This is a genomic window from Streptomyces sp. NPDC033229 (genome assembly GCF_055576875.1).
On record NZ_JBVIQR010000007.1, the window covers coordinates 176,360 to 197,246 of the forward strand.

Genomic DNA, 20,887 nt, shown 5'->3' on the forward strand with positions numbered 1-20,887 from the left:
CTGCCTCTTCGCCGCACCACCCGTACGGTCGTACGGGTGCGGATGTTCCCAATCGCCTGTTCCGAGGCGCTTCGGCGCCGGAAATCGCGCAAACCTCCTGTCATCGACCTTGCCGAATGGGTGGCCAGGACGCCGCCTAGGGGTGATCATGAGAGACAAGAGCGCATCTCCCATGAGGAGGCACGGGTGGCCGAGACTCTGAAGAAGGGCAGCCGGGTAACCGGCGCCGCGCGCGAAAAGCTCGCGGCAGACCTGAAGAAGAAGTACGACTCCGGTGCGAGCATCAGGGCGCTGGCCGAAGAGACCGGTCGCTCCTACGGCTTCGTCCACCGGATGCTCAGCGAATCCGGCGTGATCCTGCGAGGTCGCGGCGGAGCGACGCGCGGCAAGAAGGCCGCCACGGCCTGACGCCACGCACCATGGGGCACCGTCGTTGTGGGCAGTGCCACCCGGTCGGTCGAGCAGTCGACCGGGTGGTTACTGTGCAGTCAACTTAACTGTGACTGCGGCTGGTTCGGAGGCCCCCATGACTGCCCCCAAGACTCTGCTCGACCAAGACGGCGTACAACTCACCGTCGATGACGCGGTAGCCACCGTCACGCTCGCCAACCCCGCCAAGCGCAACGCCCAGTCGCCCGCGCTGTGGCGGGCACTGGCCGAGGCGGGACGGCTGCTGCCGGGCAGCGTGCGGGTCGTGGTGCTCCGTGGTGAGGGCAAGTCCTTCTCCGCGGGCCTCGACCGGCAGGCCTTCACGCCCGAGGGCTTCGACGGTGAGCCGTCGTTCCTGGACCTGGCGCGCGGTTCGGACGAGGCGCTGGACGCCGAGATCGCCACGTACCAGGAGGCGTTCACCTGGTGGCGGCGCAATGACATCGTCTCCATCGCGGCCGTGCAGGGCCATGCGATCGGCGCCGGCTTCCAGCTCGCCCTCGCCTGTGACCTGCGGATCTGCGCGGACGACGCGCAGTTCGCGATGCGTGAGACCAGCCTGGGCCTGGTGCCCGACCTCACCGGCACGCACCCGCTGCTGTCGCTGGTCGGCTACGCCCGCGCGCTCGAGATCTGCGCCACGGGCCGCTTCGTGCACGCCGAGGAGGCCGAGCGCACGGGCCTCGCCAACCTGGTGGTCCCGGCCGCCGAACTCGACGCGGCTGCCCAGGACCTGGCCGCGGCCCTCCTCGCCGCCCCTCGCGACGCGGTCGTCGAGACCAAGGCCCTCCTGCGCGACGCCGCCGGCCGCGGCTACGACGACCAGCGCACGGCGGAGCGGGCCGCCCAGGCCCGTAGGCTGCGCGACCTGGCAGGCCTGGGGGAGTAGGGCCACGGGGCGACGGCTGTCACCGCGACGGCGACGGCGACTGTGCCCGGGGGTGCGGGGCCAGCGTGCCGTCCTCCCGACCGGGTCGACGCTGTCCCGTCACTACGACGGCGTCCGTGACGGGGCGTGGTGGGCGCCCCAGTGGGTGGTGCGGACCCGCTCGGCGTCAGCGCACCGCCCGCACGATCGGGTCGACGGCCGTCACCACGACGGCGACCGTGACCGGGCCCGGGGCGCCGTCGGCCATTGCCACGGCGACGGCCTCGCGGACGGCCGCGGTGACGTCGAGGGCGCACCGGCCCTCCGTCACCGCGATCTGGATCTGCGCATGACGTCCCGGCCCCTCGTCCGTACGGTCCTGGATCCGCACCGCGTGGGCCGGGCCGCCGAGCACCGGTGCGAGCCGGGCCACGCCCGGTACGGCCCGCACCGCCCGAGCGGCGGCGCCGTCGTCCTCCGCACCGGTCTCCGCGCCGTCCTCCGCACCGGCCCCCGGCACGGCCCCCGGCGCGGGCCCCGTGCCGGGCCCCGCGCCAGCCGAGCGCTCCGCCGCCGCCACGGGCCCGGCGCTCCCCATGGCCTCGGCCTCCGGGCCGTCGAGCAGCGCCGTCGCCCGTAGATCCACCGCGTCGAGGTCCAGCCCGAGCGCCTCCGTCCCCGCCGACCACAGGGCCGCGCGCAGCCGGCCCGCCACGGTCGGCAGTGGCTCGTCCACCGTGGCCGCGAAGTCCGCCGTCAGGCGCAGCGGCCCCGCCGGCAGGGCGCTCGGTGGCGCGGGCACCGCCGCCGGCACCGCCGTGGCGGGATCGGCGAGCGCGAGCCGGACCGTCCCGAGCCGGATCCCCGGCAGCGCGGCCGAGGCCGCCCGTCGCAGGGCGCCCACCGCCGCGTACTCCGTGATCCAGGCGCCGTCCGCCGCGCCGCCGAGAGGCAGCAGCCTGCCCAGCCCTAGTTGCTGCCGTACCGCCTGTGTCAATCGGTCTGCGGCCACCGTCACCCCTGAAGTCCGTCGTCAGCGGGTCCAGCCTGCCGTACGGGCGGGCCGGCGGCCGGGTGAGCCACCCGAATGGCGGCCTCGTGCCTCATATTCACCTCTTCGTCGGAGCGGTGTCGGCCGACCGCGCTTAGGGTGGCAAGTGGACCGGCGAACGTTTTTCCTTCCCCGAGGGAAAGAGGCGATTGACGATGACCGACACCGCACAGCGCAACCGGCCGGAGGGCTCGGGCGGCCCCGGCGGCTCGGCCAAGGAGCCCAAGGCCGCACCGGCCGACCGCGGCCGGACGACCATCGCCGACGGCGTCGTGGAGAAGATCGCGGGACTCGCGGCCCGTGACGTGGTCGGCGTCCACGCGATGGGCAGCGGCATCTCCCGCACCTTCGGTGCCGTACGCGACCGGGTGCCCGGCAGCGCCAAGTCCGTCAGCCGCGGGGTGAAGGCCGAGGTCGGCGAGGTCCAGACCGCGCTGGATCTGGAGATCGTCGTGGATTACGGCTTCGCCATCGCTGATGTGGCCCGCTCCGTGCGGGAAAACGTCATCTCGGCGGTGGAACGCATGACCGGCCTGGAGGTCGTCGAGGTGAACATCGCCGTGAGCGACGTCAAGCTGCCGGACGAAGAAGAGGACGAGCCGGAGCCGAGGCTCCAGTAGGGAGCGCACGATGAACATGGCCGTGGTCGGCCTGATCGCCGGCATGGCGCTGGGATTCGCCGGGTACTTCGGTGGGTTCGGCGCGTTCGTGCTGGTGGCGGCCTTGGGTGCCATCGGGTTCGTGGCAGGCCGGTTCCTGGACGGGGATCTGGAGCCGGGCGATCTTTTCCGGACGAGGGACCGCGAGGGACGACGGTAGTGGCGCATTCGGCGAGGGGTGCGGTGAGGACGCGTGGTGGAACCGGCTGAGCGCGGTGCGACCCATATCGCCGACCGGGTCGTCGCGAAGATCGCCTCACAGGCGGCACGGGAGGCGCTGAGCGCCGTGGCGGCGGACGCTCACGCGCCCCCGCACGCGTCGGTGGTCGTCCGTGACGACTCCGCCCGCGTGCGGGTCTTCGTGGAGCTGGGGTACCCCTCCGATATCGGCGCCCAGTGCGGCGCGGTACGCCGCGGGGTCGTCGAGCGGGTGCGGGGGCTGGTGGGCATGGACGTCCCGGAGGTGGCGGTCACGGTGGAGCGGCTGCACTCGCCGCAGACGCTGGGCGCGGGCGCGGAGCGGGTCCGATGAGCGGCCCGGAGCCGGGCGGCAACCCCCCGACGCTGGAGAAGAGCGCCCCTGAGGGTGCCGAGGCGGCTGCCGCGCGGGCCCCCGAGGACGGTGGCCGCGCCGGGCGCTTCTGGTCGGCGCGCCGACTGCCCGCCGCCCTCGTCGCGCTCGTCGTGGTGGGCGGCGCCGGGATCTTCCTCTACGACGTGGCGGCGGTCCGGGCGGGCCGCCCCGCCATGAGCTGGCGCCGGCGCCTCGCGCACGAGCTGGCCACCCGCCCCCTCGACGACCCCTGGGTGGCCTGGGGCGCGGCGGCTGCCGCCCTGCTCGGTCTGTGGCTGCTCGTCCTCGCCGTGACACCGGGCCTGCGCGGGGTGCTGCCGATGCGGCGCGACACCCCCGACGTACGGGCCGGGCTCGACCGGCGGGCCGCCGCACTCGTGCTCCGCGACCGGGTCATGGAGGTCTCCGGCGTGCAGTCCGTGCGGGTCGACGTGGGCCGGCACCGGATCAGGACCCGGGCCCTGTCGCACTTCAGGGACCTGGAGGAGGTGCGGGCGGACGTGGACACGGTACTGGCCGACGGCGTACGGGAGTTGGGGCTCGCCCGGCACCCGCGGCTGTCGGTACGGGTGAGTCGGCCGGTGAAGAAATGAGCGCGCGATGCTGAGGAACGTCAACCGGGTGCTCGTGGGACTGGCGGGCGTGGTGCTGCTGGCGCTCGGCGCCGCGGTGCTGATCGGCGCGCTGGACCTCCAGCGGCACTGGAGCATCACCCTGCCGTCCGCATGGCCCTTCGACGGGCCGCACGATGTGCTGCTCGCCCGCGCCGACCGCCGTAAGTGGCGGTCGGAGGGCTGGTGGTGGCCGGCGGTGATCGCCGCCCTCGCCCTCGCCGTGCTGCTCGCCCTGTGGTGGCTGCTCGCACAGCCGCGGCGGCGCCGACTGCGGGAGGTGCTCGTCGACAGCGGTGACGGGGAGGGCGCGCTCGTCCGCGGCCACGCCCTGGAGAGCGTGCTGACCGCCGAGGCACAGTCGCTGGACGGGGTCGACCGCGCTCAGGTCGCCTTGAGCGGGAGCCGTACGGCCCCCGAGGCCCGCGTCGGTCTGACCCTGGCACCGCACGCCGCCCCCGCCACCGCCCTGCACCGCCTGTACACCGAGGCCCTGACCCACGCCCGGGCCTCCGCGGGACTGGTCCGACTCCCGGCGGAGGTCCGGCTCCGGGCGGTCCGGCACCGCGCGGAGCGGGTCGGCTGAAACGAACGGGACCTTCTTTGCGGGACCCCCTCCGTCTCAGCCGTTGCGGATGTCGGGCCGCTCGCACCCCTCCGCGTCGAGGAGCAGCGCGCTCGTCACCAGACCGATGTGGCTGAACGCCTGCGGGTAATTGCCGAGCTGCCGCCGGGCCACCGGGTCGTACTCCTCGGAGAGCAGACCGAGATCGCTGCGCAGGCTCAGCAGCCGTTCGAACAGGCTGCGGGCCTCCTTCCGGCGGCCGGTCAGATGCAGGGCGTCGACCAGCCAGAAGGAGCAGACGAGGAAGGTGCCCTCGTTGCCGGGCAACCCGTCGACGGCCTTGCCGTCGACGGTGTAGCGCCGGACGAGCCCGTCGTGGGTCAGGTCCCGGCGGATCGCGTCGACCGTGCCGACGACGCGGGGGTCGTCGGGCGGCAGGAAGCCGACCCGGGGGATGAGGAGGGTCGCGGCGTCGAGCTCGGTGGATCCGTAGGACTGGGTGAAGGTGCCGCGCTCGGGGTCGTAGCCCTTCTCGCAGACCTCGCGGTGGACCTCGTCCCGCATCCGCCGGAGCCCCTCGAGGTCGCCCTTGAGCTTCGGGTCGTACTCCAGGATGCGCACGGCCCGGTCGGCGGCGACCCAGGCCATCACCTTGGAGTGGACGAAGTGCCGGCGTGGGCCCCGGACCTCCCAGATCCCCTCGTCGGGCTCGCGCCAGTGCTTCATCAGGAAGTCCATGAACACCCGCAGGACGCTCCACGCGTGCGGCTTGGCGTTGAGCCCGCCCCGGCGGGCGACGTAGAGGGAGTCGATGACCTCGCCGTAGACGTCGAGCTGGAGCTGGTTGACCGCACTGTTGCCGACCCGTACCGGGGCGGACCGCTCGTAGCCCGACAGCCACGAGAGCTCCGTCTCGGGCAGTCGGCGCTCACCCGCGACGCCGTACATGATCTGGAGGTCGGCGGGGTCCCCGGCGACCGTGCGCAACAGCCAGTTGCGCCACGCGGCGGCCTCCTCGAGATAGCCGACCGAGAGCAGCGCGCCGAGGGTGAGGGTGGAGTCGCGCAGCCAGCAGTAGCGGTAGTCCCAGTTGCGGACGCCTCCGATGTCCTCGGGCAGGGAGGTGGTGGGGGCCGCGACGATGCCGCCGGTGGGCCCGTAGGTGAGGGCCTTGAGAGTGATCAGCGAACGCATCACCGCTTCCTGGTACGGGCCCTGGTAGCGGCACCGGCAGGCCCACTCGCGCCAGTCCTCCAGGCTGTGCCGCAGGGACTCGTGCGGGTCGATGAGATCGGGGCGGGCCTCGTGCGAGGGGTGCCAGGTCAGCACGAAGGCGACCGAGTCCCCGGCGTCGACGGTGAACTCGGAACGGGTGCTGAAGCCCTTGCCGAAGGTCCGCACGGGCGGTTCGCTGCGCAGCCACGCCGAGTCCGGCCCGGCGACGGCGACCCGGTGGCCGTCGGCCCGGCGGACCCAGGGGACGACGTTGCCGTAGTCGAAGCGCAGCCGCAGCACGCCGACCATGTCGACGGAGCCGCTGACGCCCTCGACGATGCGGACGACGTCGGGGGCGCGGTGGCGCTGGGGCATGAAGTCGGTGACCTTGACGGTGCCGGTCTCCGTCTCCCAGACGGTCTCCAGGATGAGGGAGTCCTCGAGATAGGCGCGCCGGGTGCAGGGTCCGGCGCCCCGGGGGGCCAGCCGCCAGTGGCCGTTCTCCTCGTCGCCCAGGAGCGCCGCGAAACAGGCGGGCGAGTCGAAGCGGGGCAGGCAGAGCCAGTCGATGGATCCGTCACGACCGACCAGGGCGGCGGTCTGGAGATCGCCGATGAGTGCGTAGTCCTCGATGAGTGGTGCCACGCGAAGCGTCTTCCCTGTTCAGGGGGGACCTACTCCGGGGGGCTACTCCGTGAGCGGGGGGCGGCCCGCTACGCGACGGCGGCGGCCTCGGCGCCCGGCGCGGCCGCCGCCTTGGCGGCCTCGGCGGCGCGGTCGCGTCGCTCGCGGCGGACGAGGATGAACCAGCCGACGGGCACGAAGCCGGAGAACAGCCACCACTGGACGGCGTAGGCCATGTGCGGGCCGATCTCGCTGTGGTCCGGGGCCGGGACGGGCTTCGGCTGCCCCTTGGGAGCGGGCCCCTCGAGTTCGACGTAGCCGCCGAGGAAGGGCCGGTGCTGCGCCTTGGCCCGCTGCTCGCTGCTGATCAGCATGACCTGGCGGTCCGGCAGGCCCTCGGTGTCCTTGATGCCACTGCCGGTGGTCTCGTCGGCGCGCAGCCGGCCGGTGACGGAGACCTTGCCCTTCGGCGCCGGGGGGATGTGCGGGAGCTTGGTCAGATCGCCGTTGGCCGGGATCCAGCCGCGGTTGACGAGGAGGGCCGGGCCGTCGGTCGGCACCAGCGGGGTGAGGACGAAGTAGCCCTGGTTGCCGTCGGCGTCGGTGCGCAGCCGGACGACGACCTCGCCCTTGGTGTCGTACGTGCCGCTCGCGGTGATCCTGCGCCAGACGTCGTCGTGCGGCACGGGGCGGCCGGGTGCGGCGAGCCGGGTGACGGGGACGGGGTCGGCGGCGAGGCTCTGGGCGACCTGGTCGTTCCGCGCGACCCGGTGCTCGTGGCGGTGGTACTGCCAGAAGCCCAGCTTGATCATCACCGGGATCAGGGCGAGCCCCACGAGCGTGAGGATCACCCATTGCCGGGACAACAGGAAGCGATACACACATTTGACGGTACCTGGCGTGGTTCGCCCCCCGGTCATCGGGTGCCGCCGCCGTACCCGTGCCTCCGGCGGCCCGCTCGTGATCAGGCCCGCCGGACACACCCTAGGGTGTGTCCGCAAAGTCGCGCCTGGCCCGCGACGCCTGGCACGCACGCTCGCTGCGTTGTCGGGCTCGCCCGAGTACGCCCAGTACGAGGGCGACCCTCCGCCTTGCGATCGCACGCACCAGACGCCGCGGGCCACGCCCTTCGGGCGTACGCCGCGACTTTGCGGACACACCCTAGGAGCCGGCAGACGTTCCGGGTGCCGGGGTGACGTGCAGCAGCAGCTGCATGAACGCCGCCTCGTCGATCACCGGGGTGCCGAACGAACGGGCCTTGGTGGTCTTGGACGTGGGGGAGTCGGGGTCGTTGGTGACCAGCAGGCTGGTGAGACGGGAGACGCTCGTGGCGATGTGCAGCCCGGCGTCGATGGCACGGTCCTCCAGCAGCTCGCGGTCGATCGAGGTATCGCCGGAGAACGCCACGCGCATGCCCTGAATGAGCTGTTCGCCCGGTTCGTAACGCCCCGGGTTGGGGTACGGGCACGCGGGCCGCTTACGGCTCGCCCGCCAGGTCGACTGCCGGTAGGACGGCTGATAGCCGATGGTGGCCGAGCGCGCGGGCCCGTCGGACCACTCGGTCAGCGGCTGGCAGGCCAGCAGCGGCAGCCGCAGCCCCGCCTGTGCCGCCAGCCGCAGGCTGGGCCGGAACGCCTCCGCGAGCACCCGCGCGTCGTCCAGCGCGTGGTGCGCGCGCTGCTGCACGACGCCGTAGTGCGCGGCGAGCGACTCCAGCTTGTGGTTGGGCAGCGGCAGCCGCAGCTCCTTGGAGAGCGCGATGGTGCACAGCCGTTGACGCACGGGCGCGGTCGCCCGCGCGCGGGCGAACTCACGGGCGAGCATCGACCAGTCGAAGGCCGCGTTGTGCGCGACGAGGACCCGGCCGTCGAGCCGCGCGGCCAGCTCGTCGGCGATCTCCGGGAAGAGCGGCGCGCCGGAGAGGACTTCGGTGGTGAGGCCGTGGATCCACACCGGTCCGGGATCGCGCTCGGGGTTGACCAGCGTGTACCACTGGTCCTCCACCTGGCCTCTGGCGTCCAGCTGATAGACGGCGGCCGACACTATCCGGTCGTCCCGGGCGAGCCCGGTGGTCTCCACGTCGACGACCGCGTATCCGTCGGGATACGCGGTCGGCCACGGGGTCGGCGATTCGGCGGCGGCGCGGTCTTCGAGCATGGTCACAGAGAATACGGGCCCGCACTGACAGCGGGGGCGCGGCCCCGGAACCGTAAAGACCCTGCCGATGTGACGTGTTCCACTCCGCTCGGGGTGGAGCCGGGGTGGAGCCGGAGTCGAGTCGGGACCGGCCGGGGCAGGTCCCGTAAACCTCCGTCACCCGGACGATGGACCACCGTCCGCGGCCGACGACCCGCCGACGCCGGTCCGGCCCGATGGCCGCCGCCGCTCCGCCCCCACCGGCGCCACGCCGCGGGAACCCCGGGTAACACTGACCGGTACCCATCGGTAACAACCCCTAGCGGCACGGCCCGTGGCGCGTTTATGGTGCGGCCATGCCGCACCTTCCCGATGTCGTGTTGTGGTCCATACCGGCCTTCGTCCTGCTCACCGTGGTGGAGTTGGTGAGCTATCGGCTGCACCCCGCCGAGGAGAGCGGCGCCGCGGGATACGCCGCCAAGGACGCGGCGACCAGCATCGGCATGGGGCTCGGCAGCCTGGCCTTCGACGCGCTGTGGAAGATCCCGATCGTCGCCGTCTACGCCGCGATCCACGAACTCACGCCGCTGCGCGTACCCGTGCTGTGGTGGACGCTGCCGCTGATGCTGCTGGCCCAGGACTTCTTCTATTACTGGTCGCACCGCGGGCACCACGTCGTGCGGATCCTGTGGGCCTGCCATGTCGTGCACCACTCCAGCCGGAAGTTCAACTTCACCACGGCGCTGCGCCAGCCGTGGACCTCGCTGACCGTCTGGCCGTTCTATGTGCCGATGATCGCGCTCGGCGTGCATCCGGCGGCGGTGGCGTTCTGCTCGTCGGCGAACCTCGTCTATCAGTTCTGGGTGCATACCGAGCGGGTCGGCAGACTGCCCCGACCCTTCGAATACGTCCTGAACACGCCGTCCCATCACCGGGTGCACCACGCCTCGCAGGGCGGTTATCTGGACCGCAACTTCGGCGGCATCCTGATCGTCTGGGACCGGCTCTTCGGCTCCTTCGTGGCGGAAGGGGAACGTCCGGTCTATGGCCTGACGAAGAACATCGACACCTACAACCCCTTGCGCGTCGCCACGCACGAGTACGCCGCCATCGCCCGCGATCTGCGGGCGGCGCACGGCTGGCGTGAACGGGCCGGGCGGGTGTTCCGGGGGCCGGGATGGCAGCCGGCCCGGCTCTCGCCCACCGGGGACGAGGCCTCAACCGGGGACGAGACCCCCACTGCGGACGAGACCCCCACTGCGGACGGGACCCCCACCGGGGATGCGCCGAGCGTACCGACCGGCGGGGACGTGCCGACCGGCGGCGCGCAGGCGCCCGGCTCCCGGGTCGCCGCCCCCGAGCACGTCGCGTGAGACGGCTCCGCACGCCCCGCGTACTGCTGATCGCCTTCGCCGCCTTCGCCGTCGTCCACCTGTGCGCGCTCGCCGCAGGCGTCCCGGCCGTCGCGCAGGTCACCAAGCCTGTGCTGATGCCGCTGCTCGCCACCCGGGTCGCCGCCCTCGGCGGACCCCGGCTGCTCGTCGCCGCGCTGCTGTTCGGATGCGGTGGCGACACCCTGCTGCAGATCGGCGGTGACACCGTCTTCCTGCTGGGCATGGGCTCGTTCGCGGCCGGGCACGTCTGCTATCTGGTGCTGTTCGCCCGGCGCGGGGCGGCGGCCGGTGCCCGTACGTACGGCCTCGCGGGTGCGTACGGGGTCGCCTGGCTCGGTGTCGTCCTGTTGCTGTGGCCGGATCTGGAGGCGGGGCTGCGGGTGCCCGTCGCCTGTTACAGCCTGCTGTTGACCGCGATGGCGTGCGGCGCGACCCGCGCGGGGGTGCGGGCGGGTGCGGGCGGTGCGCTGTTCCTGCTGTCGGACACGCTCATCGCGGGCGGCATCGCCGAGTGGCCGCAGGCGCCCGCCCCCCAGTTCTGGATCATGCTCACCTATCTCGCCGCCCAGTACCTGCTGGCGGAAGGGCTCTCGCGGCCGGAATCCCCCCGGCCCGGTCGGCGGCAGGGCCGGGGAGCCGGAAGGGGCCGGCCCGCGTGGCGCGGCCCGGCCCCCGTGGCTCACCGTCCCGATCAGTCCTGGACCGCGTCCAGGGCGTCGACGATGCCGTAGCCGTAGAAGCTGTTGACGTGCTCGTTGCCGACGCAGGTGGCGTCGATCTTGCCGTCACCGTCGGGGTCGTACGCGGTGGGGCAACCCGGGTTGTCGGCCTGGGCCTTCAGGAGCCACTGGAGCTCCTGCGGGCTCGACTTGGGGTGCGTGCTCTTCAGCAGCGCCGCGACACCGGCCACGTGCGGGGCGGCCATCGAGGTGCCCTGGAGGTAGGCCCAGTCGCCGCCCGGCATCGTGGAGAGGATGCGGCCGTCCTTCGCGGGCAGCCCGGGCACCTGGTACCGGTCGCCGCCGGGGGCCGCGACGTCGATCTGACCCTGGCCGTAGTTGGAGTAGTACGACTTCAGCGACTTGACGCCGGTGGCCGCGACGGTGACGACGCCCGGGAGCTGGGCGGGCACGTCGAGGCACTTGGAGGGGTCTATCTTCCGCGGCAGCGGCTTGGTGTCATTGGGGCTGGTGGTGTCGGTGATCTCCTTGGACGCGAGGTCGTGCGCGGAGTTGCCCGCCGAGGCGATGTTGATCGTGCCCTTGTCCTGGGCGTACTTCGTGGCCCGGCCGACCGACTCGCGGATCGCCTTCTGGTCCGGGTCGTCGTCGCAGTTGTAGAGCCACGGGTCGACGTAGTAGCTGTTGTTCGTCACGGCTATGCCGTGGTCGGCGGCGAAGACGAACGCGCAGACCACGCTCTCCGCGTAGAACAGCGAGGTCTTGTCCTGGCTGACCTTGATGCCGGCGACCTTCACACCGGGCGCGACGCCGGCCACGCCGACGCCGTTGCGGGCGGCGGCGATCGAACCGGCCACGTGCGTGCCGTGGTAGTCCTCCGCCGGGTCGAACGGGCGCCAGGCGCCGGGGCTGGTGTCCGCCTTGCCGGTGACACAGCTGGCCGACTGGCTCCGGGAGAAGTTCGGCTTGAGGTCCGGGTGGGTGTCGTCCACGCCGGTGTCGATGACGCCGACCGTGACGCTCCTGCTGCCCGGGTTGACCTTCGCGGCCTTGTCGGCCTTGATGGCGGCGAGGTCCCACTGGAGGCCCTCCAGCGGCTCCGCACCGGCGGTGGCCGAGCGGGCCGCGCTCTGGGCGACGGCCTTCGGCAGCTTCACCTTCTCGGGCTTGCCGACGTCGGTGGTGGCGGCGGGGGCGATCGGCGCGGTGCGAGTGGCGCCCGCGGACGTCACGCCCGGCACCGCGCGCAGGGTCTTGGCGAACTCGGGGTTCTTGGAGTGGGCGACGATGACGCCGATCCGGTCGTACACCGCCACGATGCTGCCACCCGCCTGGGTGACGGCCTTCTTGACCTTCGCGACGGTGCCGCGGGCGGTGTCCGTGTTGACCACGTACGACAGCTGCGGGCCGTCCGTGGAGACGGGGGCCTGTACCGCGAACGTGTCCTGCGGGGCCGCCGTGGCCGCGCCGGGCAGGAAGCCGAGCGACGCGGTGAGCGCCAGTCCGACGGGGACGGCCAGCAGGGCGTGACGCCGTCTGGAGCGCAGATGAGCCATGGGTTCTCCACATCATCCGTAAAACCGCCCGGGTGCAGGCCGCACGCGGACGGGTACATGACGAGTGAAGCTAGCGCCGATCTCCGGCCCCCGGCAATGAATTCCTGGAACTGGGAGCGGGAGAAATCGTCATGCCGCCGACGCGCCGAACCCGGTGACGCGGTGTCAGATGGCGGAGACGGAACCGGAGTACGTTCCTCAGAAACGGATGCCCCTTCCCCAGGCCTTCCTCAGGCTGTCCTCAGGACGGGATGGCCGGATCCTCAGGAAGGGATGCCCGGACCGCGCAGCGCGTCGATGCTCAGCGGCGGCAGCGGCACCCGCGGCCCGTACCAACGGCCGGCCGTCGGGATGGCGGCCGGCCGGCCGGTCCGCACCGCCGCTATCGGCTCCGTCAGCCGGACGATGCCGAACGGGCGCCGGCCGGGCGGCGGCGGGGGAGGGGTCGGCGCAGTGCTCACATCAGGGTCAACGACACGGCGGGCAGGCGGTATTGCCTCAAGCGGCGGCTGATGTCAAATTCGCCGATCACCCCCCTGTCGCAATACCACGGCACCCCTCTACGATGCGTGATTCGGATCACAGCTCGGATCAACTTCTGGATCACCGCTGACGGCTCGCGCCTCGCACCCCTCGTCAGGAGAGACCGTGGACACCGCACCAACCATCACTCAGGAGCCGGACGAACCCGATTGCGCCGACCGCTTCACCAGGGTCCAGTCGAGCGCCGAATTCGGTGAACTGCGCCGGTCCCACCGATCCTTCGCCTTCCCGCTCACCGTGGCCTTCGTCGCCTGGTACCTGCTGTACGTCCTGCTCTCCAACTACGCGGGCGATTTCATGGGCACCACCGTGGTCGGCAACATCAACATCGCCTTCGTCTTCGGGCTGGCCCAGTTCCTCACCACCTTCCTCATCGCCTGGTGGTACTCCCGGCACGCCGCCGCGAAGACCGACCCCAAGGCGGAGGCCCTCAAGGCCGGTCTGGAGGCCTCGAAGTGAGCGCCGTCCTGACCGCCGTCAGCAGCGGACTCGGTTCCGCCGCGAGCACCGACCCCACCACGGGCCTGACCCTGGCCCAGCCGCTCGCCGCCGCGGCCGCCAGTGACCACCGCACCCTGATCATCACGCTCTTCTCGGTCTTCGTGGCCGCGACCCTCGCCATCACCGTCTGGGCGGGCCGGCAGACGAAGGACGCCACCGACTTCTACGCGGGCGGCCGGTCCTTCACGGGCTTCCAGAACGGCCTGGCCATTTCCGGCGACTACATGTCCGCCGCGTCCTTCCTCGGCATCGCCGGTGCCATCGCGCTCTTCGGCTACGACGGCTTCCTCTACTCCATCGGCTTCCTCGTCGCCTGGCTGGTCGCCCTGCTGCTCGTCGCCGAGCCGCTGCGCAACTCCGGCCGCTTCACCATGGCCGACGTGCTCGCGTACCGCCTCAAGCAGCGGCCCGTACGCACCGCCGCCGGCACCTCCACCATCGTCGTCTCGATCTTCTATCTGCTCGCTCAGATGGTCGGTGCGGGAGCGCTCGTCGCGCTGCTGCTCGGTGCCACCGGCGAGGGCTCCCGGCGCTGGATCATCGCCCTGGTCGGCGTCGTGATGGTGCTCTACGTGACCATCGGCGGAATGAAGGGCACGACCTGGGTGCAGATCGTCAAGGCCGTCCTGCTCATCGCGGGCACCTTGCTCATCACCGTCCTCGTGCTCACCAAGTTCAACTGGAACATCTCCACTCTTCTCGGTGAAGCGGCGAAGGAGAGCGGCAAGGGCAGGGCCTTCCTCGAACCCGGTCTCCAGTACGGCAAGGACGGCACCTCCAAGCTCAACTTCATCTCGCTCGGCATCGCGCTCGTCCTCGGCACGGCCGGTCTGCCGCACATCCTGATCCGCTTCTACACCGTGCCGACCGCCAAGGCCGCCCGTAAGTCGGTGAACTGGGCGATCGGCATCATCGGCGCCTTCTATCTGATGACCATCGCCCTCGGCTTCGGGGCCGCCGCCCTGGTCGGCTCCAAGAAGATCATCGCGTCGAACGAGTCCGGCAACACCGCCGCGCCGCTGCTCGCACAGGAGATCGGCGGCGGCGCCGGCTCCACCGGCGGCGCGATCCTGCTCGCGGTGATCTCGGCCGTCGCCTTCGCGACGATCCTCGCGGTGGTCGCGGGGCTCACCCTCGCCTCCTCGGCGTCCTTCGCCCACGACCTGTGGGCCAATGTCATCCGCAAGGGAAAGACGAGCGAGAAGGAGGAGATCCTCACCGCGAAGTTCGCGGCCGTCGCCATCGGCGCGGTCTCCATCGCGCTGGGCATCTTCGCCCACCGGCTCAACGCGGCCGCCCTGGTCGCCCTCGCCTTCGCCGTCGCGGCCTCCGCCAACCTCCCGACGATCCTCTACAGCCTCTTCTGGAAGCGCTTCACCACCCAGGGCGCCCTCTGGTCGATCTACGGCGGACTGATCTCCTCCGTCACCCTGGTGATCTTCTCCCCGGTCCTCTCCGGCAACGAGAAGGCCCTCTTCCCCGGCATGGACTTCGCCTGGTTCCCCCTCGCCAACCCGGGCCTGGTCTCCATCCCGCTCGGCTTCCTGCTCGGCTGGCTGGGATCGCTGCTCTCCCGGGAGGCCCCGGACGCGAAGAAGTACGCCGAACTGGAGGTCCGCTCCCTGACCGGCTTCGGAGCGCACTGACCACACCCCACCACCACGGCCCCTCCCGGGACCGGTCCGTGCGCCCGCGTCAACGAACTGTTGAAGGCCGAGGCCATCGCGTACGCTGCGGAACAATTGAACGAACCGCCGTTCCAGTCCCGGGAGGGGCCCTGCCGTGCTCATCGACACCTACGGTCGCGTGGCCACGGACCTGCGCGTCTCCCTGACCGACCGGTGCAATCTGCGCTGCACCTACTGCATGCCCGAAGAGGGACTGCAGTGGCTCGCCAAGCCGGACCTGCTCACCGACGACGAGATCGTCCGCCTCGTCCGCATCGCCGTCACCGACCTCGGCGTCACCGAAGTCCGCTTCACCGGCGGCGAACCGCTGCTCCGCCCCGGCCTCGTCGGCCTCGTCGAGCGCTGCGCGGCGCTCACCCCCCGCCCCCGGCTGTCCCTCACGACCAACGGCATCGGCCTCGGGCGCACCGCCGCGGCGCTCAAGGCGGCCGGGCTGGACCGCGTCAACGTCTCCCTCGATACGCTGCGGCCCGAGGTCTTTGCGACCCTGACCCGGCGCAGGCGCCACCAGGACGTGCTGGACGGCCTCGCCGCCGCCCACGCCGCCGGGCTCACCCCGGTCAAGGTCAACGCCGTCCTGATGCCCGGCCTCAACGACGACGAGGCGCCCGACCTGCTGGCCTGGGCCGTCGAGCACGACTACGAACTGCGCTTCATCGAGCAGATGCCGCTCGACGCCCAGCACGGCTGGAAGCGCGACGGGATGATCACCGCCCAGTCCATCCTGAGCAGCCTGCGCACCCGCTTCGACCTCACCCCCGAGGCCGAGGACGAGCGCGGCGCCGCCCCCGCCGAGCGCTGGATCGTCGACGGCGGCCCGGCCCGCGTCGGCGTCATCGCCTCCGTCACCCGCCCGTTCTGCTCGGCCTGCGATCGCACCCGGCTGACCGCCGACGGCCAGATCCGTACGTGCCTGTTCGCACGGGAGGAGTCGGATCTGCGCGGAGCCCTGCGCTCCGGAGTCCCGGACGAGGAGATCGCCCGGCTGTGGCGACTGGCGACCACGACAAAAAAGCCCGGCTCGGGCCTGGACGACCCCGCCTTCCTCCAGCCGCAGCGCCCGATGTCGGCGATCGGCGGCTGATCCAGCCCGTCCGGCGATTGAGGACGGGCCCGCAGGGCGCTCGCCGCCGCAGGCGGCAACGAGTAGCCGCAGCGGAATATCATCTAGTAATTGCCGGGCCAAAGCCGGGCTTATCTGCGGGTGCGGGTTTATCGGCGAAGCCTAATGGTGCGGGGAGGCCTCCCACTCCTCCAGCGTGACCACGTCTTTGAGAAATCCGCGCAGATCCAGAAAGTTGGACAGATGTTCGCGGTGTTCCTCGCAGGCGAGCCAGGTCTTGCGTCGCTCGGGAGTGTGCAGCTTGGGGTTGTTCCACGCCAGCACCCACACCGCTGCGGCACGGCAGCCCTTGGCGGAGCAGATCACGGGAGTATCAGGGGAGTTCACCCCCCAGACTGTAATCAAGCCCGGCCGGGCATGGCGACGCCGGGCAGCCACGGGGGGAGCCGCCCGGCGTCGGTCTGTCGCTCCGACGGGGGATGCGGAGCGCTTACGAAGTATGTCACGGGGTGCCTGTCATAGGGCACCGAACCACATGATTGATCTGAGCTTTTCTTGAGCTTTGCAGACGACCCGGCGGACTGTTTTTCGGGCCCGCCGTATCAGCCGTGGTCACGGCCTTGATCAGCCCGCCCGGAAGGTTTTGCTTCCGGAGCGGATTCCGCGGTCCGGTGTGTCGGACCCGACATCAGCACCGGGCGGGTCGGCGCGGGAACGAACGTTCCGGGCAGCGAAGGGGCGTTCTCCCGGCCCGCGTTGGCGATCACCACGGCCACATAGGGCAGCAGCGCGCCCAGGATCAGCGTTCCGATGGCCACATGGCGCTCGATATTCCACAGCACCACGGTGAGTATCACGGAGAGGGTGCGGATGAGCATCGAGATCACATATCGACGCTGACGGCCGCGCACGTCCTCCGCGAGACCCTGCCGAGCCCCGGTGATCCGGAATACCGCCGTACCACCGTGCTTCCGCATCATGTTCCACCATCCGCCCACTGCGCCGACGGCCCCCGTGTCCAGGACCTCTTCAACGTTACGCCGCGTCCACCCCCGAGACGAGAGCGGGTACCCACCCATCGCGCGCCCCGCTGGGCCACGCTGCCGCCATACGCCGTACGGGCCGCTCCGACGTGCGCCGTACGGGTGGCGGCCCCAGAATGGCGGAGCACGCCACATCGCGCTTCGAAGGAGGCGACATGAGCTGGTTGTGGGCCATCATCGTCGGCCTGGTCCTGGGCCTGATCGCCAAGGCGATCCTGCCGGGCAAACAGCAGATCCCGCTCTGGCTGACGATCATCTTCGGCATGATCGGCAGCGTTCTCGGCAACTGGGCGGCCACCGGACTGGGCATCAACGAGACCAAGGGCGTCGACTGGGGCCGGCACCTGTTGCAACTCCTCGGCGCGGTGATCGTCGTCGCGATCGGCGACCGGTTGTGGGTCGGGATGCGCGGCGGAGGTAACCGACGCGCCGCCTGAGCGGGGCCGCGCCCTGTGCAGGCCAGGCGGGGAAAGCCGAGGGCGGTCGTGCGCGTCGGCGCACGACCGCCCACGGCCTACCTGGTGACTGGTGACCGTTACGGTCCCGTCGTTGCCGCCTGCGGCGGCGAGCGCCCTGCGGGCGCGTCCGGCGACCCCGGACACCGCCGCGCAGCGGAGGTGCACCCCCAACAATCCGCCGGAAGGGCTACCGCAGCTCGGCGATCTTCCGCCCCGCCTTGAGGTACACCGTCACCTCGGCGCCCGAGGCGCCCTGCTTCGCCAGCGTCTCCGCGACCACCTCACCCAGCGGGCGAATGGCCTCGGCCTCGGCGAGCACGACAGCCTCCTGGCCGGCGGCGGACTCCACGATGAGCCGCAGCCCGTTCTGCTTGGCGACCCGACGGGCCGCCGAGGCGCTGGGCTGGAACTCCAGCACCTTGCTGAGCACGGTCGTCGCGGCCTCCGCGCCGTACTCAGCCAGCTCCACCACCGGCAGCGTCTCGACGTCGGTGAAGCTCTTCTTCGAGAACTGCGCGACGAACCCGGCGCGCGCCGCCATCGCCGCCTCGACGCCGTACAGCGCCGCCACGACCTCGCCCGCGAGGACCTTCTTGAGGTCCATCGGGTGCAGCGACTTCTCCTCGATCCGGCGGGTGACCGCCGCGATCTCGGCGTCCGTCCACTCCGTCCAGGCCCGCAGGTACGGCTCCATCAGCCGGTCCGGCACCGACATGATCTTGCCGAAGACATCGTCGGCGGGCGCGCTCAGCCCGACGTAGTTGCCCTTGGACTTGGACATCTTCGCGCCTGTGCCGTCCGTGCCCTCGATCAGCGGCATCGTGACGACGAGCTGCGGCTTCTGACCGCGCAGCTCCATGAGCTTGCGGCCCATCTGCAGATTGAGCAGCTGGTCGGCGCCGCCCAGCTCGACGTCGCAGTCCAGCGCGACCGAGTCGAGGCCCTGTGCGATCGGGTAGAGCAGCTCCGACATGGTCAGCCCGGAGCCGGCGGCCAGCCGGGTACGGAAGTCCTCGCGCTGCAGCAGCTGCGAGACCGGCACCTGGGCCATCAGCCCGAGCAGCTCGGGGAAGGTGTAGGGCGCCAGCCACTCGCTGTTCTGCCGGAAGCGGACCTTCTCGAAGTCGAAGAACGGCCGCACCTGCTCGCGGTAACCAGCCAGGTTCGCCGCGATGTCGTCGTCGGTCAGCGGCGGACGCTCCGCCGTACGGCCCGTCGGGTCACCGATCTTGGCCGTGAAGTCACCGATGAGCAGCGTGACGTCATGCCCCATGCGCTGGAAGCGGCTGAGGACGATCATCGGCACGGTGTGCCCGAGGTGCACGTCGGCGGCCGTCGGGTCGATGCCCAGCTTGATGTGCAGGCCCTTGCCCGCCGCCCGCCGCTCCTCGATGCGCTGGGCCAGCTTCTCCACGCCCGGCAGCACCTCGACGGCACGGGCGGCGATCAGCTCGGCCTGCTCCTGTGCCGACAGATCCGTCAGGTCGAGATAGCGCCGCGAGCCCGTCTCCGTGAGCAGCCGCTGGACGGCCTGGTCGGAGGAGAGATCCTGCGCGAGGATCTCGCTGGCGCGGGCGACGGATTCGCCGAGGCGTGTCATGACGTTCCTGAGGATCGAGGGGACTGACAGGGATAAGGAGACAAAGGAAGGAATCGTTGAATGGACGGGGGCCAGTCTATTCGGGTCTGTCCGGACCGGCCCCGCGCCCTCGCGGTCACACCCCTTGGCTGACGGAGCTCATGTTGAAGTCCGGGATCCGCAGCGCGGGCATCGCGGCCCGGGTGAAGTAGTCGCCCCACTCGCGCGGCAGCGTCGGCTCGGTGCGCCCCGCCTCGGTGGCCCGCCCGAGCAGGCTCACCGGGGACTCGTTGAAGCGGAAGTTGTTGACCTCGGCGGTGACCTCGCCCTTCTCCACCAGATACACCCCGTCCCGGGTCAGCCCGGTCAGCAGCAGGGACGCCGGGTCGACCTCGCGGATGTACCACAGGCAGGTCAGCAGCAGAGCCGGCCCGTCGTGGCCGCTCGCCGCGACCATCTCCTCCAGCGAACGGGTGCCGCCCGCGTCCAGGACCAGGTTGTCGATGAACGGCGTGACCGGCAGATCCGTCAGCCCGGCGCTGTGGCGGGTGGTGAGCAGGTGCTCCAGCACACCGTCCCGGATCCAGTCCGTGGCCTCCAGCGGCAGACCGTTGTCGAAGACCGACGCGTCGTCGCCCGAGCTGCTCGCGAGCACGAACGGCGCGCACTCCAGACCCGGCTCCCGCGGATCACTGCGCAGCGTCAGGGGCAGCCCCGACAGCTTCTCGCCGACCCGGGTGCCACCGCCGGGCCGGGAGAAGACGGTACGGCCCTCCGCCGCGTCCCGCGCCGCCGCCGACCACTGCTGGTAGACCAGCAGATCGGCGACGGCCGTCGGCGGCAGCAGGGTCTCGTACCGCCCGGCGGGCAGTTCCACCCGCCGCTCGGCCCAGGCGAGCCGCTGCGCCAGCTCGGCGTCCAGCGCCGCCGGGTCCACGTCACGGAAGTCCCGGGTGGCGCGGCCGACCCACGCGGAGCGCGACCGGTCCGGGGACTTGGCGTTCACCTCCAGGGTGCCGGTGGGCTGGTCATGGCGGAGCCGCAGCCCGGCGGACGTCCCCACGTAGCTGGAGACGACCTCGTGATGGGCGAAACCGTAGAGCTCGCGGGCCTGGGAGCGGGCCCGCGCGAAGGATTCGCCGAGCGCCGGGGCGAAGTCGTCGAAGACCGCCGAGGAGGTTTCGGCGGGCGCCTCGGTGAAGGCGGGGGAGTGCGGAACGCCGGTGACCAGCGGCTGGGCGTCCTCGGCCGGCCCCGCGTCCCGGGCGGCGGCCTCGGCGGCCCGTACCAGCGGCTCCAGCTCGGCGGCCGTGACGGCCGAGCTGGACACGACCCCCGAGGCCGTGCCCTCGGTGCCGTCGACGGTCGCGATCACAGTGACGCTGCGGCCCCGGGTGACGCCGTTGGTGGTGAGCGCGTTGGCCGCCCAGCGGAGATTGGCGGTGGACCGCTCGGACGCGATCACGACGCAGCCGTCGGTGCGGGACAGCTCCAGGGCACGCTCGACGATCTCGTGCGGCTTGTTCTGACGAGGGCTCATCGACCGTCCTCCTGCGTGGTGTTCAGACTGTGCTGACCCCGGGGGCGGCCCCCGGACCCCCGGCCGGTTCCGGAGGACATGCCTTTCGGATCGGCGTCTGCGCAGGTCAG

The 20,887-nt window shown here is 71.5% G+C and carries 23 protein-coding genes; 13 read left to right on the top strand and 10 right to left on the bottom strand.

The genetic code is table 11. The features are described from left to right. The first annotated feature begins 186 nt into the window (after positions 1 to 186). Both ACZ53N_RS09280 and ACZ53N_RS09285 read left to right on the top strand, forming a co-directional pair. On the top strand, positions 187 to 408 hold the full coding sequence (locus ACZ53N_RS09280) for a helix-turn-helix domain-containing protein (protein WP_469140300.1): 222 nt from the start codon (positions 187 to 189) through the stop codon (positions 406 to 408). Between the two features lie 118 nt (positions 409 to 526). Then, positions 527 to 1,318: an enoyl-CoA hydratase/isomerase family protein gene (locus ACZ53N_RS09285; RefSeq protein WP_130877157.1), complete on the top strand. Its 792-nt coding sequence runs from the start codon at positions 527 to 529 to the stop codon at positions 1,316 to 1,318. Between the two features lie 166 nt (positions 1,319 to 1,484). Here the strand turns inward: ACZ53N_RS09285 and ACZ53N_RS09290 are convergent, their stop codons facing one another. Then, positions 1,485 to 2,309, bottom strand: coding sequence for a hypothetical protein (locus tag ACZ53N_RS09290; protein WP_469140301.1), 825 nt, complete (start codon positions 2,307 to 2,309; stop codon positions 1,485 to 1,487). Between the two features lie 194 nt (positions 2,310 to 2,503). Here ACZ53N_RS09290 and ACZ53N_RS09295 point away from each other — a divergent pair, with 194 nt between their 5' ends. The 5 genes from ACZ53N_RS09295 to amaP are packed head-to-tail and all read left to right on the top strand — an operon-like array spanning position 2,504 to position 4,778. After that, positions 2,504 to 2,968, top strand: a complete 465-nt coding sequence (locus ACZ53N_RS09295) for an Asp23/Gls24 family envelope stress response protein (protein WP_469140302.1) — start codon at positions 2,504 to 2,506, stop codon at positions 2,966 to 2,968. 10 nt (positions 2,969 to 2,978) lie between these two features. Continuing rightward, positions 2,979 to 3,167 (top strand): hypothetical protein, encoded by a 189-nt coding sequence (locus ACZ53N_RS09300; RefSeq protein ID WP_469140303.1) that lies wholly within the window; start codon positions 2,979 to 2,981, stop codon positions 3,165 to 3,167. A 36-nt stretch (positions 3,168 to 3,203) separates the two neighbouring features. After that, on the top strand, positions 3,204 to 3,539 hold the full coding sequence (locus ACZ53N_RS09305) for an Asp23/Gls24 family envelope stress response protein (RefSeq protein ID WP_469140360.1): 336 nt from the start codon (positions 3,204 to 3,206) through the stop codon (positions 3,537 to 3,539). Beyond that, the gene (locus tag ACZ53N_RS09310) at positions 3,536 to 4,174 is read left to right on the top strand and encodes a DUF6286 domain-containing protein (RefSeq protein WP_469140304.1); all 639 of its coding nucleotides are present in this window, start codon (positions 3,536 to 3,538) and stop codon (positions 4,172 to 4,174) included. Before ACZ53N_RS09305 ends, ACZ53N_RS09310 begins: the two co-directional genes overlap by 4 nt. Positions 4,175 to 4,181: 7 nt before the next feature. Beyond that, positions 4,182 to 4,778 carry an alkaline shock response membrane anchor protein AmaP gene (gene amaP / locus ACZ53N_RS09315; protein WP_469140305.1) on the top strand — a complete coding sequence of 199 codons (597 nt, stop codon included), beginning with the start codon at positions 4,182 to 4,184 and terminating at the stop codon, positions 4,776 to 4,778. A 36-nt stretch (positions 4,779 to 4,814) separates the two neighbouring features. Here amaP and ACZ53N_RS09320 read toward each other — a convergent pair whose 3' ends face one another. The 3 genes from ACZ53N_RS09320 to ACZ53N_RS09330 all read right to left on the bottom strand — a co-directional run bounded on the left by ACZ53N_RS09320 (position 4,815) and on the right by ACZ53N_RS09330 (position 8,753). Beyond that, the gene (locus ACZ53N_RS09320) at positions 4,815 to 6,617 is read right to left on the bottom strand and encodes a glycoside hydrolase family 15 protein (RefSeq protein ID WP_469140306.1); all 1,803 of its coding nucleotides are present in this window, start codon (positions 6,615 to 6,617) and stop codon (positions 4,815 to 4,817) included. Positions 6,618 to 6,685: 68 nt separating this feature from the next. Then, positions 6,686 to 7,477 (bottom strand): SURF1 family cytochrome oxidase biogenesis protein, encoded by a 792-nt coding sequence (locus tag ACZ53N_RS09325; protein ID WP_469140307.1) that lies wholly within the window; start codon positions 7,475 to 7,477, stop codon positions 6,686 to 6,688. Positions 7,478 to 7,757: 280 nt separating this feature from the next. After that, on the bottom strand, positions 7,758 to 8,753 hold the full coding sequence (locus ACZ53N_RS09330; protein WP_469140308.1) for a DEDDh family exonuclease: 996 nt from the start codon (positions 8,751 to 8,753) through the stop codon (positions 7,758 to 7,760). 335 nt (positions 8,754 to 9,088) lie between these two features. Here ACZ53N_RS09330 and ACZ53N_RS09335 point away from each other — a divergent pair, with 335 nt between their 5' ends. After that, positions 9,089 to 10,105: a sterol desaturase family protein gene (locus ACZ53N_RS09335; RefSeq protein ID WP_469140309.1), complete on the top strand. Its 1,017-nt coding sequence runs from the start codon at positions 9,089 to 9,091 to the stop codon at positions 10,103 to 10,105. Next, positions 10,102 to 10,857, top strand: coding sequence for a lysoplasmalogenase (locus tag ACZ53N_RS09340; protein WP_469140310.1), 756 nt, complete (start codon positions 10,102 to 10,104; stop codon positions 10,855 to 10,857). Before ACZ53N_RS09335 ends, ACZ53N_RS09340 begins: the two co-directional genes overlap by 4 nt. Here ACZ53N_RS09340 and ACZ53N_RS09345 read toward each other — a convergent pair. Next, entirely contained in the window at positions 10,818 to 12,362 is a 1,545-nt protein-coding gene (locus ACZ53N_RS09345) for a S8 family peptidase (protein WP_469140311.1), read from the bottom strand. The two genes, ACZ53N_RS09340 and ACZ53N_RS09345, sit on opposite strands and share 40 nt — an antisense overlap. Before the next feature lie 263 nt (positions 12,363 to 12,625). Beyond that, the gene (locus tag ACZ53N_RS09350; RefSeq protein WP_366685014.1) at positions 12,626 to 12,823 is read right to left on the bottom strand and encodes a hypothetical protein; all 198 of its coding nucleotides are present in this window, start codon (positions 12,821 to 12,823) and stop codon (positions 12,626 to 12,628) included. A gap of 187 nt (positions 12,824 to 13,010) precedes the next feature. On the opposite strand from ACZ53N_RS09350, the gene ACZ53N_RS09355 reads away from it, so the two are divergent. From ACZ53N_RS09355 to moaA, 3 genes are all read left to right on the top strand, one after another. Next, positions 13,011 to 13,364: a DUF485 domain-containing protein gene (locus tag ACZ53N_RS09355; RefSeq protein WP_469140312.1), complete on the top strand. Its 354-nt coding sequence runs from the start codon at positions 13,011 to 13,013 to the stop codon at positions 13,362 to 13,364. 65 nt (positions 13,365 to 13,429) lie between these two features. After that, a complete protein-coding gene (locus ACZ53N_RS09360; protein WP_469140361.1) occupies positions 13,430 to 15,052 on the top strand; it encodes a solute symporter family protein in 1,623 nt (540 codons plus the stop codon). 136 nt (positions 15,053 to 15,188) lie between these two features. Beyond that, on the top strand, positions 15,189 to 16,178 hold the full coding sequence (gene moaA, locus ACZ53N_RS09365) for a GTP 3',8-cyclase MoaA (RefSeq protein ID WP_469140313.1): 990 nt from the start codon (positions 15,189 to 15,191) through the stop codon (positions 16,176 to 16,178). A gap of 141 nt (positions 16,179 to 16,319) precedes the next feature. On the opposite strand, the gene ACZ53N_RS09370 is transcribed toward moaA, so the two are convergent. After that, complete coding sequence (locus tag ACZ53N_RS09370; protein WP_469140314.1) at positions 16,320 to 16,544, bottom strand: hypothetical protein; 225 nt, start codon at positions 16,542 to 16,544, stop codon at positions 16,320 to 16,322. 215 nt (positions 16,545 to 16,759) lie between these two features. Next, entirely contained in the window at positions 16,760 to 17,335 is a 576-nt protein-coding gene (locus ACZ53N_RS09375) for a DUF3099 domain-containing protein (protein WP_469140315.1), read from the bottom strand. A gap of 20 nt (positions 17,336 to 17,355) precedes the next feature. Here ACZ53N_RS09375 and ACZ53N_RS09380 point away from each other — a divergent pair, with 20 nt between their 5' ends. Continuing rightward, positions 17,356 to 17,637 carry a GlsB/YeaQ/YmgE family stress response membrane protein gene (locus ACZ53N_RS09380; RefSeq protein WP_469140316.1) on the top strand — a complete coding sequence of 94 codons (282 nt, stop codon included), beginning with the start codon at positions 17,356 to 17,358 and terminating at the stop codon, positions 17,635 to 17,637. A gap of 208 nt (positions 17,638 to 17,845) precedes the next feature. On the opposite strand, the gene tyrS is transcribed toward ACZ53N_RS09380, so the two are convergent. Both tyrS and ACZ53N_RS09390 read right to left on the bottom strand, forming a co-directional pair. Continuing rightward, positions 17,846 to 19,258, bottom strand: coding sequence for a tyrosine--tRNA ligase (tyrS, locus tag ACZ53N_RS09385; protein WP_469140317.1), 1,413 nt, complete (start codon positions 19,256 to 19,258; stop codon positions 17,846 to 17,848). A 115-nt stretch (positions 19,259 to 19,373) separates the two neighbouring features. Continuing rightward, the gene (locus tag ACZ53N_RS09390; protein ID WP_469140318.1) at positions 19,374 to 20,777 is read right to left on the bottom strand and encodes a metallopeptidase TldD-related protein; all 1,404 of its coding nucleotides are present in this window, start codon (positions 20,775 to 20,777) and stop codon (positions 19,374 to 19,376) included. Positions 20,778 to 20,887: the final 110 nt, after the last annotated feature.

Bases quoted from the DNA above. Each gene is read 5' to 3' on its own strand.
- ACZ53N_RS09295 (WP_469140302.1), top strand. From the start codon at position 2,504: ATGACCGACACCGCACAGCGCAACCGGCCGGAGGGCTCGGGCGGCCCC.
- amaP (WP_469140305.1), top strand. From the start codon at position 4,182: ATGCTGAGGAACGTCAACCGGGTGCTCGTGGGACTGGCGGGCGTGGTG.
- ACZ53N_RS09380 (WP_469140316.1), top strand. From the start codon at position 17,356: ATGAGCTGGTTGTGGGCCATCATCGTCGGCCTGGTCCTGGGCCTGATC.
- ACZ53N_RS09390 (WP_469140318.1), bottom strand. From the start codon at position 20,777: ATGAGCCCTCGTCAGAACAAGCCGCACGAGATCGTCGAGCGTGCCCTG.
- ACZ53N_RS09300 (WP_469140303.1), top strand. From the start codon at position 2,979: ATGAACATGGCCGTGGTCGGCCTGATCGCCGGCATGGCGCTGGGATTC.
- ACZ53N_RS09335 (WP_469140309.1), top strand. From the start codon at position 9,089: ATGCCGCACCTTCCCGATGTCGTGTTGTGGTCCATACCGGCCTTCGTC.
- ACZ53N_RS09345 (WP_469140311.1), bottom strand. From the start codon at position 12,362: ATGGCTCATCTGCGCTCCAGACGGCGTCACGCCCTGCTGGCCGTCCCC.
- ACZ53N_RS09285 (WP_130877157.1), top strand. From the start codon at position 527: ATGACTGCCCCCAAGACTCTGCTCGACCAAGACGGCGTACAACTCACC.
- ACZ53N_RS09330 (WP_469140308.1), bottom strand. From the start codon at position 8,753: ATGCTCGAAGACCGCGCCGCCGCCGAATCGCCGACCCCGTGGCCGACC.
- ACZ53N_RS09375 (WP_469140315.1), bottom strand. From the start codon at position 17,335: ATGTGGCGTGCTCCGCCATTCTGGGGCCGCCACCCGTACGGCGCACGT.
- tyrS (WP_469140317.1), bottom strand. From the start codon at position 19,258: ATGACACGCCTCGGCGAATCCGTCGCCCGCGCCAGCGAGATCCTCGCG.
- ACZ53N_RS09310 (WP_469140304.1), top strand. From the start codon at position 3,536: ATGAGCGGCCCGGAGCCGGGCGGCAACCCCCCGACGCTGGAGAAGAGC.